Below are 17,457 nucleotides of genomic sequence, written 5' to 3' on the forward strand. Positions count from 1 at the left end.
CAAGGTGAGGCGGAACGACGAGGAAGCCGGTGTGACCGACGATCCCCTGGACGAAACGGCGACCGGTCCGGCGCCCTGTCGCATCGTCGTGTGCCGGGACTGCTGCTGTGGCAGCGGCAAGGTGACCGGAGTCGATCACGCGGCCCAGGCCGAGCGGCTGCGCGCGGCGGGGCCGGTGCGAATCTCCGCGTGTCTCGACGTCTGCGACCAGGCCAACGTCATCGTCGTCCAGCCGTCCGCCGAAGGCCGGGCCGCCGGGGCCCGGCCCGTGTGGCTCGGGCTGGTCAACGACCCGGCCGCGACCGAGGACGTCGTCTCCTGGGTACGGGAGGGCGGCCCGGGTGTCGCCCCCCGGCCCGAGATCCTCGACCTGTACGCCTTCAGTCCCCTCGCGAGACGGCGCCCGAACCCCTCATGACCGAGCAGGCCGGCCGTGCGGACCAGCGCGGCGCCGAGGAGGACGGCGACCGGCACCACCCGCACGCGCCGACGGCCCACGAGGGCACGCGCCGCGTGGGGCGCCACGAGGCCGACGAAGCCGATGGTGCCGGCCGAGGCGACGGCGGTCGCGGCGAGCAGGACGCTCACGACCAGGAAGCCCAGCCGCGCCCCGGACAGTCCCAGGCCGAGCAACCGAGGGGTGTCCTCGTCCAGCGAGACGAGGTCCAGCTCGGTACGCCGGGCGACCGTGGAGGGGGTGCCCGACCCCGAACGCAGCCCGACCCCCGGCTGCATCCAGCCATTCCCCGCCGCGGCGTTCGCGGGGGTGTCGACCGACAGGCCGGGCGGCCGGCGACCGGGCGGGACGGTGACGGCCGAGGGCATGCGTACCCGAGCACAGGCGCGCTGGTCAGCGCCCAGTAGAGTGCGCCTCTGTTGTCCCCGACCCCGAGGTACCGCGCAGTGACCCCCGCACCTGACGCACCGACCGCCGCCGTGACCGTCGTCGGGCTCGGGGCCGACGGCTGGGCGGGACTGCCCGGCCCCTCCCGCACCGCGCTGCGCGAGGCCGAGGTCCTGATCGGCGGCCCCCGCCAGCTCGATCTGCTGCCCCCGGAGTGCACCGGGCAGCGCATCGCCTGGCCCTCGCCTCTGCGCCCCGCCGTCCCCGGCCTGCTCGCCGCGCACGCCGGCCGCCGGGTCGCCGTACTCGCCAGCGGGGACCCCATGTTCTACGGCATCGGCCGCGCCCTCGCCGAGGAGACCGCCGCCCTGCGCGTCCTGCCGCACCCCTCCTCCGTCTCCTACGCCGCCGCCCGGCTCGGCTGGCCGCTGGAGGACGTCGAGGTCGTCACGCTCGTCGGCCGGCCCGCCGCCCGCCTGGCCGCCGCCCTGCACCACGGCCGGCGGCTCCTCGTCCTCAGCGCGGACGCCACCACCCCCGGCGAGGTCGCCGCCCTGCTGCGGGACCGGGGCTTCGGGCCCAGCCGGATGCGCGTCCTCGAACAGCTCGGCGGCGACAGGGAACGCACGACCGACGAGTCCACCGCCGACGACTGGCCCGGGGCGCAGCCGCCCGGCGATCCGCTCAACCTCGTGGCCGTGGAGTGCCGCCGCGCCCCGGAAGCTCTGCGGCTCGGCGCCGTGCCCGGGCTCCCGGACGAGGCCTATGAGCACGACGGGCAGCTCACCAAGCGGCACATCCGCGCCGCAACGCTCGGCGTGCTCGCCCCCGCGCCCGGCGAACTGCTGTGGGACATCGGCGGCGGCTCCGGCTCGATCGCCGTCGAGTGGATGCGCACCCACTCCTCCTGCCGCGCGGTCACCGTGGAGCGGGACCCGGCGCGCGCCGAACGCATCACCCGCAACGCCGACCGGCTCGGCGTGCCCGGACTGCGGGTCGTCACCGGCGCCGCGCCCGCCGTCCTCGCCGAACTCCCGCCCCCCGACGCCGTGTTCGTCGGCGGCGGTCTCACCGCGCCCGGCCTCCTCGACGCGTGTTGGGAGGCACTGCCCGGCGGCGGGCGGCTGGTCGCCAACACCGTGACGCTGGAGTCCGAGGCGCTGCTCGCCGACGCCCACCGGCGTCACGGCGGCGAACTGGTGCGGCTCGCCGTGGCGCACGCCGTGCCGGTGGGAGGCTTCACCGGGTGGCGGCAGGCGATGCCGGTGACCCAGTGGGCCGTACGGAAAACGCTCGACACCCCTTCAGGAGCAGACAGATGACCGTGTACTTCATCGGTGCCGGCCCCGGTGCCGCCGACCTGATCACGGTGCGCGGCGCCCGCACGCTCGCCGCCTGCCGGGTCTGTCTGTACGCGGGCAGCCTGGTCCCGCGCGAACTGCTCGCCGAATGCCCGCCGGACGCCCGGCTGGTGGACACCGCGCAGCTCGACCTGGACCAGATCACCGCCGAGTTGCTGCGCGCCCACGAGGAGGGGCACGACGTGGCCCGGCTGCACTCCGGGGACCCCGCCGTGTTCAGCGCGGTCGCCGAGCAGATGCGGCGGCTCGACGCGGCCGGCGTGCCCTACGAGGTCGTCCCGGGCGTCCCCGCCTTCGCCGCCGCGGCCGCGTCCCTGAAGCGGGAGCTGACCGTACCGACCGTCGGCCAGACCGTGATCCTCACCCGTGTCGCCAACCGGGCCACCGCCATGCCCGAGGGAGAGGACCTGGCCACCCTCGGCCGCAGCGGTGCGCTGATCGTGCTGCACCTGGCCGCCAAGTACGTGGACCGTGTGGTCGAGGAACTCCTCCCGCACTACGGCGCCGACTGCCCCGCCGCGGTCGTCGCCTACGCCTCCCGCCCGGACGAGTTGATCATCCGCGGCACCCTCGACGAGATCGCGGGGAAGACGAAGGAGGCCGGTGTGCTGCGCACGGCCGTGATCATGGTGGGGCGCACGCTCGGGGCGGAACAGTTCCGGGACAGCCACCTGTACTCGCCGGAGCGGGAACGACACGTGTGCTGAAAGCGGTGAACGTGTACGGCCCCCGCCGTCAGGCCGGCGCGCTGCGCCCCACCACCGTCCCCGCCCGGTCGATGCAGATCACGTCGACCACGACCGGCGCCCCGCGCAGCACGGCCAGGGCCTCGTCGCGGGCGGTCGCGGCGACCAGGTCGCCGAGCGGCACCCCGGCGGCCAGGCACGACTGGAGCGCGGCGAGCCCGGTGTTGGCGTCCGCCACCTCAGCGGCCAGCGCCTCGTCCGCGCCGCCGCGCCGGGCCAGCTCGGCGAGGAAGCCCTTGTCGACCTGGGAACGGGCCGAGTGCAGGTCGAGGTGTCCGGCGGCGAGCTTGGAGAGCTTGGCGAAGCCGCCGCAGATCGTCAGGCGGTCGACGGGGTGGCGGCGGATGTACTTCAGCACGGCGCCCGCGAAGTCGCCCATGTCGAGCAGGGCGTCCTCGGGCAGCCCGTACTCGGCCACGACCGTCTTCTCCGACGTCGACCCGGTGCATCCGGCGACATGCGTACGTCCCGCCGCCCGCGCGACGTCCACGCCCCGCCGGATGGAGTCGATCCACGCCGAGCAGGAGTACGGGACGACGATGCCGGTCGTGCCGAGGATGGACAGGCCGCCCAGGATGCCGAGCCGGGGGTTCCAGGTGGAGCGGGCGATCTCCTCGCCGTGGTCGACGGAGACGGTGATCTCGACGTCGCCCGAACCGCCGTGCCGGGCGGCGACCTCGGCGACGTGCTCGCGCATCATCTGGCGGGGGACCGGGTTGACGGCCGGTTCGCCGACGGGCAGGGGCAGGCCGGGGCGGGTGATCGTCCCGACACCGGGGCCCGCCTTGAACACCACCCCGGACCCGGCGGGGCGCGGCCGTACCGTGACCCGGACCAGGGCCCCGTGCGTGACGTCCGGGTCGTCCCCGGCGTCCTTCACGACCCCCGCCATCGCGTGCCCGTCGCCCAGCTCCTCGACGGCCAGCGCGAACGACGGCGTCTGCCCCTTCGGCAGGGTGATCGTCACGGGGTCGGGAAACTCGCCGGTCAGCAGGGCGGTGTACGCCGCCGTCGTGGCCGCCGTCGCACAGGCGCCGGTGGTCCAGCCGGGCCGCAGGCCGGTGCGCTCCAGCTGGGCCCTGCGGCCGCCCTTCACTTCGCTGCTCATGAACGGACCTGGACTTCCATGCGCGTACTGATTCTCGGCGGCACCACGGAAGCCCGCCGTCTTGCCGAACTGCTCCACGACACGCCCGGCCTGACCCTGACCAGTTCCCTCGCCGGGCGGGTGGCCAGCCCCCGCCTGCCCCCGGGCGAGGTCCGGATCGGCGGCTTCGGCGGGGCGGAGGGGCTGACCGCGTGGCTGCGCGAGCACCGGGTGGACGTGCTCATCGACGCCACCCACCCTTTCGCCGGGACGATCAGTTTCCACGCGGCGCGGGCCGCCGCCACCGCCCATGTTCCCCTGCTCGCCCTGCGGCGCCCCGGCTGGGTCCCCGTCGCGGGTGACGACTGGCACGACGCCGGCTCCCTGGAGGACGCCGCGAGGCTGCTGCCGTCGCTCGGCCGGCGCGTGTTCCTCACGACCGGGCGCATGGGCCTGGCCGCGTTCGCCGCGCTGGACGACCTGTGGTTCCTCGTACGGTCCGTGGACGCGCCCGAGGCCCCGCACCCGGCGCGCATGGAGGTGCTGCTCGACCGCGGCCCCTTCACGCTCGACGGCGAACGCGAGCTGCTGCGCCGGCACCGTATCGACGTCGTGGTGACCAAGGACAGCGGGGGAGCGGCCACCGCACCGAAACTGACGGCCGCCCGGGAGGCCGGCCTGCCGGTCCTCGTGGTCCGCCGCCCCCCGGTCCCCGAGGGCGTCCCGGTCGTGGCCGGGCCGGAGGAGGCGGCCCGGTGGGTGGCGGAGTGGCTCCACGGGCGCGGGTTCCCGGCCGGCGGCTGAGGTCCGGCCTGGCAAGGGAGGGGGCCGGTCCGGTGGGTCGGGGTGTGGTTGCGTGGGTGTGGGTTCCCGCCCGGCGGCTGAGGTCCGGCCTGGCCCGGACGCGAGCCGACCGGAGACGAGCCGACCGGAGGCGACCCGGCCGGAGGCGAGCCGGCCGGAGGCGACCCGGCCGGAGGCGACCCGGCCGGAGGCGAGCCGGCCGGAGGCGAGCCGGCCGGAGGCGACCCGGCCCGGCCGTGGTCGCCCGGTGCGCGGTCTCGCCTCGCACCGGGTCCGTACCCGGGCCTGTTCCCCGAGTCCCCGAGCAGGCGGACGCCGGTCCGGAGGTGGCCCGGTGGGCCGGAGAGTGGTGCCGCGGGCGTGGGTTCCCGGACACCCGTCGAGGACCGACCGGGGCCGGAGGCGGGCCGGGCCGGGGGCGAGCCGGCCCGGCCGCGGTCGTCCGATCCGAGGGCTCGCCTCGCATCCGTACCCGGGCCTGTTCCCCGGGTCTCCACACACGCGGCGAGCCCGCCGCCCTGCCCTCTCACGCCTCCGGATAACGCCGCGGAGTCCACACGATCTCCTCGCCGTCCCGGCGCCGTACGGCCCGGGTCTGGGAGGAGCCGATCAGCAGGATCGTGCGCATGTCGACCTCGGCCGGATCCAGATCGGCCAGTCGTACGATCCGGACGCGTTCGCCGGTGCCGCCCACGTCCCGCGCCACCACGACCGGGGTGTCCGGCGCCCGGTGCTCCAGCAGCAGCTCGCGTGCCTTGCCCACCTGCCAGGTGCGACTGCGCGAGCCGGGGTTGTACAGGGCCAGCACCAGATCCGCCGCGGCCGCCGCGTGCAGCCGTTCGGCGATGACCTCCCAGGGCTTGAGCCGGTCGGAGAGCGAGATGGCGGCGTAGTCGTGGCCGAGCGGGGCGCCCGCGCGGGCCGCTGCCGCGTTGGCGGCGGTCACGCCCGGCAGCACCCGCACCGGGACGTCCGCGTACTCCTCCTGGGAGGCGACCTCCAGGACGGCCGTCGCCATGGCGAAGACGCCCGGGTCGCCGCCGGAGACGACCGCGACCCGCCGCCCGCGCCGGGCCAGATCGAGGGCGAACTCGGCGCGCTCCGACTCCACCCGGTTGTCCGAGCCGTGCCGGACCTGCCCGGGCCGCCGCGGCACCCGGTCGAGGTAGGTCGTGTAGCCGACCAGGTCGTCGGCGGCGGCCAGCGCACCCCGGGTCTCGGGCGTCAGCCACAGCGGACCGGCCGGCCCGGTCCCGACCACGACGACCTCGCCCCGCTCCCGGGCCTCCGGCCGCTCGGCGCCGGCCTGACTCGGCAGCACGGCCACCGAGAAGTACGGCACCGACTCCGCGTCCACGTCGGCCAGTTCGGCGAGCCGCTCCCCGGCCATGGTGGCCCGCTCGACATACCGGGCCTCACCCAGCCGCCCCGAACCCTCCAGCGCGCCGCGCACCTTGGTGAAGGTCCGTCCCAGCTTCATCACCACGGCCGCGTCGGTCGAGGCCAGCCGCGCGGTCAGCTCCTCCTCGGGCAGGGTGCCCGGCAGGATGGTCAGCACCTCCTCGCCCTCGGCGAGCGGCGTGCCCAGCCGGGCGGCGGCGGCCGACACGGACGTGACGCCGGGGATCACCTCGGTGTCGTAGCGGTCGGCGAGCCGCTTGTGCATGTGCATGTAGGAGCCGTAGAAGAGCGGATCGCCCTCGGCGAGGACCGCGACCGTCCGCCCCGCGTCCAGGTGCGCGGCGAGCCGGGCCGACGCCTCGGCGTAGAACTCCTCGATCGCGCCCTGGTATCCGCCGGGGTGGTCGGTGGTCTCGGTCGTGACCGGGTAGACCAGCCGCTCCTCGATGTGGTCGGCGCGGATGTGCTGCGCCGCGATCGAGCGGGCGATGGAACGCCCGTGCCGGGCGCTGTGGTACGCGATCACGTCCGCCTCGGCGATGACCTCCACGGCCCGTACGGTCATCAGGGACGGGTCACCGGGGCCGAGCCCCACCCCGTACAGCTTGCCGCTCACTCTTCCTCACTCGCGATCGCGTTGAGCGCGGCGGCGGCGATGGCGCTGCCCCCGCGACGACCGCGCACGACCAGGTGCTCGAGACCGGACGGATGCGCGGCCAGGGCGTCCTTGGACTCGGCGGCCCCGACGAAGCCGACCGGCACGCCGATCACGGCGGCCGGGCGGGGAGCCCCCTCCTCGATCATCTCCAGCAGCCGGAACAGCGCTGTCGGCGCGTTGCCGACGGCGACCACCGAGCCCTCCAGCCGGTCCCGCCACAGCTCCAGCGCGGCGGCGCTGCGCGTGGTGCCCAGCTTCGCGGCCAGCTCCGGCACGGACGGGTCGGAGAGCGTGCAGAGGACGTCGTTGCCGGCGGGCAGCCGCTTGCGCGTCACCCCGCTGGCCACCATCTGCACGTCGGTGAAGATCGGCGCGCCCGCGCGCAGGGCCGCACGGGCACGGGCCACCACGGCCGGCGTGTAGGCCAGGTCCCGTACGAGGTCGACCATTCCGCAGGCGTGGATCATCCGGACCGCGACCTGGCTGACGTCGGCGGGCAGGGCCGCGAGGTCCGCCTCCGCGCGGATGGTGGCGAAGGACTGGCGGTAGATGGCCGCGCCGTCCTTCTCGTAGTCGTACGTGGTCACGGTGGTCTTCTCGCTGCTCTCGGTCGTCGTAGGGGTGGTCATGAGGTGATCTCCGCCAGAGCGGCGGCGAGTCGGGCGGGGTCGTTCATCGAGGTGGTCCGGGGTTCCTCGCCGTGTACGGCGGTGGAGAGCCGGTAGCCGCCTCCCGGAGCGGCGACCACGTCGACGCGGTCGCCTCGGGGATGTCCGCAGCGGCGTTCGCAGCCGGACCAGTACAGGGGCAGGCCGTGCGCGCCGATCGCGCCGAGGGTTTCGGCCGCGTCGGTCCGTACGTCCGCCTGCGACTTGGCGCATCCGGGCCTGCCGACGCAGGCGCCGACGCGCAGCCAGGGGGAGCCGGGGTCGGTGACGAGGCCGGTGGCGGCGAGGCGGGCGAGGGACTCGTCCGCGTGGGTCCCCTGTGTGGGAAGAACCACACCGCGCCACGGGGTCAGACGCAGCTCACCGGCGGCGACGTGCGTCAGTTCCCGCCATTGGCGCGCCGAGAGCCGTCCCAGGGGTACGTGCACGGACAGGCCGTGACCCACAACTCCCGGGGGCGGTCCGTCCGTACGGTCGGTCTCCCGGCCCCGCCGCTCGTGGCGGATGCCCTCGGCCGTCAGTCGCCGGCCGACCGTGTCGAGCAACTTTCCCTCGGGAAGGGCGAGTTCAGCCATGCGCCAGACCCTTGCCCCGCTCGCCCGGGCCGCCTCCAGGAAGGTCTCCGCGGCCAGCAGCGCGGCCCGCGCCGCCTCCTCGATGGAGATCTGAAGCGCTTCTCCGGCCGCTCCGAGGCCGACTCGCGCACCGCCGTCCGCCGTAGCCCGTACCGTCACATCGGCATCGAGCCCGGCCACGTCCCCGCGCCCGTCGTCGAGCGCGAACAGGAAACGCCCCGACAAGGCCTGCGCCGCCTCGCTCGCGCACAGCGCCGCGTCGAGGTCCGTCAGCCAGGGCCGTACGTCCAGCACGCCCCGCCCGTCGAGACCGGACAGCGGCGAGGCCACGATGTTGCGCACCCGCTCGTGCCCGCGCGAGGGCAGCAGCCCGGCAGCGTCCAGCAGCCCGGCCAACTCCCCGCCGCAGCCGCCGTCCAGCCCTCGCAGCTGCACGTTGCCGCGCGAGGTCAGATGCAGCTCCCCGTCGCCCAGCCGCTCCGCCGCGTCGGCGAGCGCCTCCGCCTGCCGCACGGTCAGGACCCCGCCGGGGATCCGGACTCGGGCCAGCGCGCCGTCGTCCGCCGCGTGCAGCCGCAGCGTCCCCGGGCAGGCGTCACCGCGGTCCCGGGAGACCGCTGTGGCCTGGGGCGATGAACGGAGGGCAGGCGTGGGCATGGCGGCGAGCATACCTACCATCACACCGGGTGTATGCCCCGCCCTTTTCCCCCGCCCCTTACTATGCTCCTCGGTGGATCATCCGGTCCGCCGACGCCACGACGGCGACAGGGGAGGAAGCCCGGTGCGAGTCCGGCGCGGTCCCGCCACTGTGAGCCCGGCCCCCACGGGCCGGGCGAGCCAGGAACTCCCGCCGTCCCACCACCCGCCCGGGGCGCGGACACCCCGAGGAAGGCCAGCCGCCGCATGCTGCACTCATCCGGGGAACGACTCCCGCACCCCCGCATCCTGCTCCTGTCGACCTCCGACACCGACCTGCTCAGCGCCCGCGCGGCCGCCGGCCCGGTCCCGTACCGCTTCGCCAACCCCTCCCGCCTCGACCTCGACGATCTCCCCGCCCTCCTCGACGGCGTCGGCCTGGTCGTCGTACGCCTGCTCGGCGGCATCCGGGCCTGGCAGGACGGACTCGACCTGCTCCTCGCCGACGGCCGCCCGGTCGTCGTCCTCACCGGCGAACAGGCCCCCGACGCCCAGTTGATGGCGTCCTCCACGGTCCCCATCGGCATCGCCGCCGAGGCCCACGCCTACCTCGCCCACGGCGGCCCGGCCAACCTGGAGCAGCTCGCCCGCTTCCTCTCCGACACGGTCCTGCTCACCGGCCACGGCTTCGAGGCACCGGCGGCCGCCCCCACCTGGGGCCCGCTGCCCCGGGAGGACCGGGAGACCGACGGCCCGACGGTCGCCGTGCTCTACTACCGGGCCCACCACATGAGCGGCAACACCGCCTTCGTCGGCGCCCTGTGCGACGCGATCGAGGACGCGGGCGGCCGGCCGTTGCCCCTGTACGTGGCCTCTCTGCGCGCCCCCGAGCCCGAGCTGATCGAGGAACTCCGCGCCGCCGACGCCATCGTCACCACCGTCCTCGCCGCCGGCGGCACCAAGCCCGCCGAGGCATCGGCCGGCGGCGACGACGAGTCCTGGGACGCGGGCGCGCTCACCGCGCTGGACGTACCGATCCTCCAGGCCCTGTGCCTCACCGGCTCACGGACCGCCTGGGAGGAGAACGACGAGGGCGTCTCCCCGCTCGACGCGGCCAGCCAGATCGCCGTCCCCGAGTTCGACGGCCGCCTCATCACCGTCCCGTTCTCCTTCAAGGAGATCGACGCCGACGGCCTCCCGGCCTACGTCGCCGACCCCGAGCGCGCCGCCCGGGTCGCCGGAATCGCCGTACGCCACGCCCGGCTGCGCCACATCCGGCCCGCCGACAAGCGCCTCGCGCTGGTCCTCTCCGCCTACCCGACCAAGCACTCCCGCATCGGCAACGCGGTCGGCCTGGACACGCCCGCCAGCGCCATCGCCCTGCTGCGCCGGCTCCGCGACGAGGGCTACGACTTCGGAACGGACACGGAGGTGCCGGGCCTGGCGTCCGGTGACGGGGACGAGCTGATCCGCGCGCTGATCGAGGCGGGCGGGCACGACCAGGACTGGCTCACCGAGGAGCAACTGGCCCGCAACCCGGTGCGGATCCCGGCGGCCGACTACCGCCGCTGGTTCGCCACCCTCCCCGGGGAACTGCGCACGGCGGTGGAGGAGCACTGGGGCCCGGCCCCCGGCGAGATGTTCGTCGACCGCAGCCGCGACCCCGAGGGCGACATCGTCCTCGCGGCCCTGCGCTTCGGCAACCTGCTGATCCTCATCCAGCCCCCGCGCGGCTTCGGCGAGAACCCGATCGCGATCTACCACGACCCGGACCTGCCGCCCTCCCACCACTACCTGGCCGCCTACCGCTGGATCGCCGCCCGCACCGAGGACGGCGGCTTCGGTGCCGACGCGATGATCCACCTCGGCAAGCACGGCAACCTGGAGTGGCTGCCCGGCAAGAACGCCGGCCTGTCCGCCGCCTGCGGCCCCGACGCCGCCCTCGGCGACCTCCCGCTGATCTACCCGTTCCTGGTCAACGACCCCGGCGAGGGCACCCAGGCCAAGCGCCGCGTCCACGCCACCCTCGTCGACCACCTCGTCCCGCCCATGGCCCGCGCCGACTCCTACGGCGACATCGCGCGCCTGGAGCAACTCCTCGACGAGTACGCCCAGATCTCCTCCATGGACCCCGCCAAGCTCCCGGCGATCCGCGCCCAGATCTGGACGCTCATCCAGGCCGCCCGGCTCGACCACGACCTCGGCCTGGAGGACCGCCCGGACGACGACGGCTTCGACGACTTCCTCCTGCACGTCGACGGCTGGCTCTGCGAGGTCAAGGACGCCCAGATCCGCGACGGCCTGCACGTCCTCGGCAACCCGCCGCAGGGCGCGGACCGCGTCAACCTCGTCCTCGCCATCCTGCGCGCCCGGCAGATCTGGGGCGGCGCCACGGCCCTGCCCGGCCTGCGCGAGGCCCTCGGATTGGACGAGTCCGCCGCGACCCGCACGAGCGCCGACGAGGCCGAGGAGAAGGCCCGCGCCCTGGTCCAAGCGATGGACGACGCGGGCTGGGACCCGGCCGCGGTCCCCACCGAACACGGTGAACAGGTCGCCGCCATTCTTCAGTTCGCGGCCCGTGAGGTCGTGCCGCGCCTCGCCGCAACCACCGCCGAGGTCGACCACACCGTGCACGCGCTGGCGGGCGGCTTCGTCCCGGCGGGCCCCTCGGGATCACCCCTGCGGGGCCTGGTCAACGTCCTCCCGACGGGCCGCAACTTCTACTCGGTCGACCCCAAGGCCGTCCCCTCCCGCCTCGCCTGGGAGACCGGCCAGGCCCTCGCCGACTCCCTCCTGGAGCGCTACCGCACCGACAACGGCGACTGGCCCACCTCCGTCGGCCTCTCCCTGTGGGGCACCAGCGCGATGCGCACCGCGGGCGACGACGTGGCCGAGGCCCTCGCCCTGCTCGGCATCCGCCCCGTCTGGGACGACGCCTCCCGCCGGGTGACGGGCCTGGAGCCCGTGCCGTACGAGGAGCTGGGCCGCCCCCGTATCGACGTCACCCTCCGCATCTCGGGCTTCTTCCGGGACGCCTTCCCGCACACCATCGGCCTGCTGGACGACGCCGTACGCCTGGCCGCCTCGCTGGACGAGCCGGCCGAGGCCAACCACGTACGGGCCCACGTCCAGGCGGACGTGGCGTCCCACGGCGACGAACGCCGCGCCACCACCCGCATCTTCGGCTCCCGCCCCGGCACCTACGGCGCCGGCCTGCTCCAGCTCATCGACTCCCGCGACTGGCGCACCGACGCCGACCTCGCCGAGGTCTACACGGTCTGGGGCGGCTACGCCTACGGCCGCGAACTCGACGGCCGCCCGGCCCGCGAGGAGATGGAGACCGCCTACAAGCGCATCGAGGTCGCCGCGAAGAACACGGACACCCGCGAGCACGACATCGCCGACTCCGACGACTACTTCCAGTACCACGGCGGCATGGTCGCGACGGTCCGCGCGCTGCGCGGCACGGCTCCCGAGGCCTACATCGGCGACTCCACCCGCCCCGAGACGGTCCGCACCCGCACCCTCGTCGAGGAGACCTCCCGGGTCTTCCGCGCCCGCGTGGTCAACCCCAAGTGGATCGAGGCGATGCGCCGCCACGGCTACAAGGGCGCCTTCGAACTCGCCGCCACCGTGGACTACCTCTTCGGCTACGACGCCACCACCGGCGTGGTCGCCGACTGGATGTACGACAAGCTCACCGAGACCTACGTCCTGGACCCGGCCAACCGCGAGTTCCTCCAGCAGGCCAACCCCTGGGCACTGCACGGCATCGCCGAACGCCTGCTGGAGGCGGAGTCCCGCGGGATGTGGGAGAAGCCCGACCCGGCCGTGCTGGAGGGGCTGCGGCAGGTGTACCTGGAGACGGAGGGGGATCTGGAGGGCGACGGGTGACCCGCCGCCCGCCGTTCCCTGTCGCCGTGCCGTGCCGTGCCGGGATCGGTGCAGCCGCCGGTCAACGCGGTGGACCGACCTCGCGGAAGTCGGACTTGCGGATCCTTCCGTGGACGCCCTTCACGCCGTCGACGACCTGGGAGACCGCGAAGTCACCGGCCGCGCTGAGGTACGCCATCGCCAGATGGCGGTCGATGCCGTAGTCGGTCACGAGCAGGTCCAGCGCGCAGCGCACGCAGTCGCGCATCGCCTCGTCCAGATCCTCGTCCAGCCCGATCGGCACGAGGTGCTCGTCCGTCTCGGCGAACGGGGTGACGCGGCCGTGTCCGGGCCGCAGCGCCGCACCGCCGGGCACCACCTCGAGCTTCACGGTGGCGCGCAACGACGCCTCGAACGCGGTGAGGGCGACCTCGCCGTCGCCCTGCGCGAAGTGGGGGTCCCCGAAGTAGACCAGCGCGTCGTCGACCTGTACGGGGAGGAACAGCGTGGTGCCCTCGCCGAGCAGGGAGACGTCGATGTTGCCGCCGTGCCGCCCTGGCGGCACCGAGTGAGGCCGTTCGCTCCCGGGCACCGCCACGCCCATCACGCCGAGGAACGGCCGCAGCGGGAAGCGCAGTGAGCCGCGGGAGGGGTCCGTCCGGTCCACCGCCATCCGGCCCCACGCGCCGTGGCGCTCCGCGTGCGCGGTCGCGAAGGTCATCACGGGACCGGGCAGCGACGGCATCTCACCGGGGAGCGCGCCGAATCCGTGCCGTGCGGAGACCAGGCCGTACGGAACCCGCGGTGTGAGGCCGAGGACGCTCACGGCGAGCAGGTCGCCGGGCCGGGCGCCGGCCACGGCGATCGGACCGGTGACCAGGTGCGGCCCGTCGTCGTCGAAGTCGTGCGGCATGCCGGAGTCCGCGACCTGCTGGGCGTCGTCGAGCACATCGGCGCCGCCGACGCCGTAACGGGCGAAGAACTCACGCGGGTCACGGCCCTGATCCTCCAGGACTCCCTCGTGGCTGATCGTGTCGACCGTGACGACGGCGCCCGGCTGCACGACCGCGCACGGTGAGTCCGCCTCGCACGGAAGGCGACCCCACAGGGTGTTCCCGGGCGTGGCCGGAACGTAGGTCGTGGACGGGATCGATCCGTGGCCGGGCTGGAGGACCGGGAAGCCGGTCGCGGCGACGTCGAGGAGGGGCGAGTCGATCGCTGGCATGGCCAACCTTTCGGGGAAGGGATGGCCCGACGCTAGGAACGTCTCGTTGCCGTGCTGTTTCGCGAGGAGGTCCGCGCAGTAACACTGTCTCGTATTGCAACATGGCATCTCGCAATCTAGGCGACCCTCGGCCTGGGATCAGAGGTCGAGGACGAGCCGGTCGCCCTGGCAGCGGCCGACGCAGATCATCATCGAGCGCCCCGCAAGACGTTCCTCTTCGCTGAGCACGGAGTCCCGGTGTTCCGGCGCACCGGCGAGCACACGGGTCTCGCAGGCGCCGCAGTACCCCTTCTCGCAGTCGTAGGACAAGCCGCTCACGGCATCGCGCAGGACCTCGATGAGGCGGCGGTCGGCCGGCACGGTGAGCGTGACTCCCGTGCGCGCGAGCCGCACCTCGAAGGGCCGGTTCGCCGCGGCGTCGAACGCCGTCTCCAGGTCGTCGCCTGCGGTGAAGCGCTCCAGGTGCAGCCGGTCGGTGAGGCCCAGGCGGGCGCATTCGTGCTCGACGGCCGCCAGCATCGGCGCCGGCCCGCATGCGTAGACCGCGGTGTCCGCGTCCAGCCCGCCCAGCAGTCGCGGGAGGTCCGGCAGCCCGGCCTCGTCCTGTGGGAGCAGGGTGAGCGCGTCGCCGGCGACGGCGGCGAGCTCGTCGGCGAACGCCATCGCCCTGCGCGTGCGTCCGCCGTACACGACGGTGAAGGGCGTGCCGCGTCCGGTGGCCTCGCGGACCATCGCGAGGATCGGTGTGACGCCGATGCCGCCGGCGAGGAACAGGTAGGACGGCGCCGGCGTGAGCGGAAAATGGTTGCGCGGCCCGCGTATCGCGAACGTGGCTCCCGGGCGGGCCAGTTCGTGGAGTTCCACCGACCCGCCCCGGCCCTGTGGCTCGCGCAGGACGCCGATGCGCCACGTCGTGGCGTCGGCGGGGTCACCGCACAGCGAGTACTGACGCAGCCGGCCCGAGGGCAGACGCAGCTCGACGTGCGCGCCGGGCCGCCACGCGGGGAGTTCGGCTCCGTCCGGCAGGCCGAGGCCGACGGCGACGACGCCCTCCGCCGCGGCGTGCACCGCGGTCACCCGCAGCGGGGTGGGCGTGCTCAGCGCGCGGACCGTTCCTGCCGACGCGGTCGCCCGGGGGCCGGGCGTGAAGACCGCCGGGACCGCGTCCCAGCCGGACTGGTTGCCGCGCGTCGGGTAGGGCACGAGCCCCTCCTCGATCACCCGGTAGTCGGGCAGCCGGGTCAGGACCTGCGTCATCATCGCGCGGAACATGGCTCGGGCGAGGTGCGCGCCGGCACACCGGTGCGAGCCGATCCCGAAGCTGAGGTGGCGACTGGCGTCGCGGTCCAGCCGTACCCGCTCGGGGTCGGGGAACACGGCGGGATCGTGGTTCGCGGCGACCCACGGGATCAGCACCCGGTCGCCCGTGCGCATCGGGCAGCCACCGACCTCGACGTCCTCGGTGACCGTGCGGGCCATCGACTGCGACGGGGCGAAGGCGCGGAGGAACTCCTCGGTCGCGGTGTCCAGCAGATCCAGGGAGTCGATCAGTCTCTGCCGCTGCTCGGGGTGGCGGGCGAGGTGGACGAGCGTCGATCCGGTCAGGGAGGTGGTGGTGTCGACGCCGCCGGCGATGAGCAGGCCGATCACCGACACCAGCTCGTCCTCGCCGAACTCGCTGCCGTCGCCGCGCCGGCCGGCCACCAGGGTGCTGACCGCGTCGGCCCGTGGAGCGGAGCGGCGCTCGGCGATCAGCTCGCGGATACGCCGGTCCATGTAGGCCAGTCCGGCGGCCCCGCGCACGGCGCGCTCGCTGCCGGCCGGCGCGGCGAAGATGTCGTGGATCGGCCCGGCCAGCTTCGCCCAGTCCTCCTCGGGGAAACCGAGCCAGTCCAGGGTGACCGCGGCCGGCAGCGGGTTGGTGAGGTCGCGGACGAAGTCGCAGGAGCCGAGCTCGATGAAGTCGTCGACGACGCGGGCGGCGTGGCGCTCGATCATGGGTACCAGTCGCTCGACCGCCTCCGGGGTCAGCAGCGGGTTGATCAGTTGCCGGTACTCGGCCGAACGCGGCGGGTCGAGCTCGATCGGGTACTGCTCCAGCCCCGGTCCTTTGGGGATGACGATGCCGACCCCCTGCCCGCCGTGGTCGCTGCGGGCCGAGGAGAACGTCGCGTCGTCGCGGGCGATACGGGCCACGTCGGCGTACCGCGTCGTGTAGTGGAAGCCGCCATGGGCGGCGGAGCGGCCTACCGGGCAGGTCTCGCGGAAGCGCGCGTAGTAGGCGACCGGATCGGCGTTGGCCTCGTCGGAATGGTGGTCGAAGTCGCTGTCGAAGGCGATGTCGGCGGACATGGTGGGCACGCTCCACGTGCTCGGACCTGTGCGCGGTGTTGTCCGGCCGCGCCACCGGAAGTCTGCTGCCTCATCGGCGTCGGTCACCCTAAGGTGCCGCCGCCGCGGGTGACAACGTCTCGTGGACGGAGCTGCCGGTGCTCAGAAGGTCAGCACGGCTTTGCCGACCGAGCCGGACCGGACGGCCGCGACGGCCTCGTTGATCTGCTCGAACGGGAAGTAGGTGATCATCTTCTCGACCGGGAACCGGCCCTTGGCGTTGAGTTCGAGCAGCTTCGGCAGGAACAGCTGCGGCAGGCTGGACCCGGCGATGATGCCGGTGACGGTGCGCCCGTTGAGGATGCTGCGCCACTCGAAGCTCATCGACTCGCTGGGGCCGATGCCGATGACACCGGCGCGGCCGAGCGGCCCGAGAGCCTCCACCGCGGTGCGCAGGACGTCCTCGCGCCCGGTCGTGTCGATCACGAAGTCGAAGCCCTCGGGGACGAGGGCCGCCAGCTGCTCGGCGACCGCCCCGGCCGAGGAGTCGACGGTGTGCGTCGCTCCGAAGCCGCGGGCCGCCTCCAGCTTGGCCGGGTTCACGTCGACGGCGGCCACGACCTCGCAGCCGCTCAGCGAGGCGGCGATGACCGCGGCCACGCCGACTGCCCCTGCCCCGAAGACCGCGATCGACGAGCCGGGGCGCGGCTGGAGGACGTTGAGCACGCCGCCGGCCCCGGTCTGGAAGCCGCAGCCGAAGGGCCCGGCCCGCAGCAGGTCCAGTGACGGGTCGATCTTCACGACCGCCCGCTCGGGCGCGACGACGTGACTGGCGAACGACGACTGCCCGAGGAAGTGGGCGTTGACCTCCCGCCCCTCGTGGGTCACCGCGGTGGACCCGTCGGGCCGGCGCCCGGAGAAGTTCACCGCGTCGAAGTCGCGGCAGTAGGCGGGCGAACCGGTGCGGCACAGCGTGCACGTGCCGCACGACGTGAAGGACATGGCGACGTGGTCGCCCGGGCGTACGGAGGTGACGTGGGCGCCGGCCTTCTCGACGACGCCCGCCCCTTCGTGCCCGAGCAGCGCGGGCGTGGGGAAGAAACCGGCGAACTCGAGGTCGGTACCGCAGATGCCGACGCCCGCGACACGGACGAGCACCTCGTCCGGGCGGGGCTCGTCGAGGTCCACCTCCGTCAGGACGAACGGTTGTCCGGGGTGCTCCAGCAGAGCGGCGGTGGCACGCACAGG

12 protein-coding genes, 1 pseudogene and 1 riboswitch are annotated in these 17,457 nt (G+C 74.3%); of the genes and pseudogenes, 5 read left to right on the forward strand and 8 right to left on the reverse strand.

The features are described from left to right. Positions 1–31 precede the first annotated feature (31 nt). Positions 32–418 (forward strand): (2Fe-2S) ferredoxin domain-containing protein, encoded by a 387-nt coding sequence (locus PV963_RS36535; RefSeq protein WP_425540976.1) that lies wholly within the window; start codon positions 32–34, stop codon positions 416–418. On the opposite strand, the pseudogene PV963_RS36540 reads toward PV963_RS36535, so the two are convergent. Further along, positions 418–687: pseudogene (locus PV963_RS36540) on the reverse strand (iron chelate uptake ABC transporter family permease subunit); the annotation flags it as partial. The gene PV963_RS36535 and the pseudogene PV963_RS36540 overlap by 1 nt on opposite strands. Positions 688–903: 216 nt before the next feature. Here PV963_RS36540 and cbiE point away from each other — a divergent pair. Together cbiE and cobM are read left to right on the forward strand one after the other, a co-directional pair. Next, entirely contained in the window at positions 904–2,166 is a 1,263-nt protein-coding gene (gene cbiE, locus PV963_RS36545) for a precorrin-6y C5,15-methyltransferase (decarboxylating) subunit CbiE (protein WP_274820739.1), read from the forward strand. After that, positions 2,163–2,912: a precorrin-4 C(11)-methyltransferase gene (gene cobM, locus PV963_RS36550; RefSeq protein ID WP_059415233.1), complete on the forward strand. Its 750-nt coding sequence runs from the start codon at positions 2,163–2,165 to the stop codon at positions 2,910–2,912. Before cbiE ends, cobM begins: the two co-directional genes overlap by 4 nt. A 28-nt stretch (positions 2,913–2,940) precedes the next feature. On the opposite strand, the gene PV963_RS36555 is transcribed toward cobM, so the two are convergent. Beyond that, positions 2,941–4,059, reverse strand: a complete 1,119-nt coding sequence (locus tag PV963_RS36555) for a cobalt-precorrin-5B (C(1))-methyltransferase (RefSeq protein WP_274820740.1) — start codon at positions 4,057–4,059, stop codon at positions 2,941–2,943. Positions 4,060–4,077: 18 nt separating this feature from the next. On the opposite strand from PV963_RS36555, the gene PV963_RS36560 reads away from it, so the two are divergent. Beyond that, positions 4,078–4,842: a cobalt-precorrin-6A reductase gene (locus tag PV963_RS36560; RefSeq protein ID WP_274820741.1), complete on the forward strand. Its 765-nt coding sequence runs from the start codon at positions 4,078–4,080 to the stop codon at positions 4,840–4,842. Positions 4,843–5,368: 526 nt separating this feature from the next. Here the strand turns inward: PV963_RS36560 and PV963_RS36565 are convergent. From PV963_RS36565 to cobG, 3 genes are read right to left on the reverse strand one after another with little or no spacing between them, the layout of a single operon-like run. Beyond that, on the reverse strand, positions 5,369–6,859 hold the full coding sequence (locus PV963_RS36565; protein ID WP_274820742.1) for a precorrin-2 C(20)-methyltransferase: 1,491 nt from the start codon (positions 6,857–6,859) through the stop codon (positions 5,369–5,371). Next, entirely contained in the window at positions 6,856–7,530 is a 675-nt protein-coding gene (locus PV963_RS36570; protein WP_274820743.1) for a precorrin-8X methylmutase, read from the reverse strand. The genes PV963_RS36565 and PV963_RS36570 overlap by 4 nt, the downstream gene beginning before the upstream one ends. Further along, positions 7,527–8,813 (reverse strand): precorrin-3B synthase, encoded by a 1,287-nt coding sequence (gene cobG, locus PV963_RS36575; RefSeq protein WP_274820744.1) that lies wholly within the window; start codon positions 8,811–8,813, stop codon positions 7,527–7,529. The genes PV963_RS36570 and cobG overlap by 4 nt, the downstream gene beginning before the upstream one ends. A gap of 102 nt (positions 8,814–8,915) precedes the next feature. Next, a riboswitch (cobalamin riboswitch) is annotated at positions 8,916–8,990 on the forward strand. A 57-nt stretch (positions 8,991–9,047) separates the two neighbouring features. On the opposite strand from cobG, the gene cobN reads away from it, so the two are divergent. Further along, positions 9,048–12,674: a cobaltochelatase subunit CobN gene (cobN, locus tag PV963_RS36580; RefSeq protein WP_274820745.1), complete on the forward strand. Its 3,627-nt coding sequence runs from the start codon at positions 9,048–9,050 to the stop codon at positions 12,672–12,674. 61 nt (positions 12,675–12,735) lie between these two features. On the opposite strand, the gene PV963_RS36585 is transcribed toward cobN, so the two are convergent. The 3 genes from PV963_RS36585 to PV963_RS36595 form a co-directional block, all read right to left on the reverse strand. Next, on the reverse strand, positions 12,736–13,878 hold the full coding sequence (locus PV963_RS36585; RefSeq protein WP_274820746.1) for an acetamidase/formamidase family protein: 1,143 nt from the start codon (positions 13,876–13,878) through the stop codon (positions 12,736–12,738). A 138-nt stretch (positions 13,879–14,016) separates the two neighbouring features. Continuing rightward, positions 14,017–16,230 carry a cytochrome P450/oxidoreductase gene (locus tag PV963_RS36590; protein WP_274820747.1) on the reverse strand — a complete coding sequence of 738 codons (2,214 nt, stop codon included), beginning with the start codon at positions 16,228–16,230 and terminating at the stop codon, positions 14,017–14,019. 141 nt (positions 16,231–16,371) lie between these two features. Further along, complete coding sequence (locus PV963_RS36595) at positions 16,372–17,454, reverse strand: NAD(P)-dependent alcohol dehydrogenase (RefSeq protein ID WP_274820748.1); 1,083 nt, start codon at positions 17,452–17,454, stop codon at positions 16,372–16,374. Between the last annotated feature and the right edge of the window lie 3 nt (positions 17,455–17,457).

It is taken from the genome of Streptomyces coeruleorubidus (assembly GCF_028885415.1).
Classification (GTDB): domain Bacteria; phylum Actinomycetota; class Actinomycetes; order Streptomycetales; family Streptomycetaceae; genus Streptomyces; species Streptomyces coeruleorubidus_A.

Coding starts and splice junctions, on each gene's coding strand:
- cobM (WP_059415233.1), top strand. CDS start 2,163: ATGACCGTGTACTTCATCGGTGCCGGCCCCGGTGCCGCCGACCTGATC.
- PV963_RS36555 (WP_274820740.1), bottom strand. CDS start 4,059: ATGAGCAGCGAAGTGAAGGGCGGCCGCAGGGCCCAGCTGGAGCGCACC.
- PV963_RS36560 (WP_274820741.1), top strand. CDS start 4,078: ATGCGCGTACTGATTCTCGGCGGCACCACGGAAGCCCGCCGTCTTGCC.
- PV963_RS36570 (WP_274820743.1), bottom strand. CDS start 7,530: ATGACCACCCCTACGACGACCGAGAGCAGCGAGAAGACCACCGTGACC.
- cobG (WP_274820744.1), bottom strand. CDS start 8,813: ATGCTCGCCGCCATGCCCACGCCTGCCCTCCGTTCATCGCCCCAGGCC.
- cobN (WP_274820745.1), top strand. CDS start 9,048: ATGCTGCACTCATCCGGGGAACGACTCCCGCACCCCCGCATCCTGCTC.
- PV963_RS36585 (WP_274820746.1), bottom strand. CDS start 13,878: ATGCCAGCGATCGACTCGCCCCTCCTCGACGTCGCCGCGACCGGCTTC.
- PV963_RS36590 (WP_274820747.1), bottom strand. CDS start 16,230: ATGTCCGCCGACATCGCCTTCGACAGCGACTTCGACCACCATTCCGAC.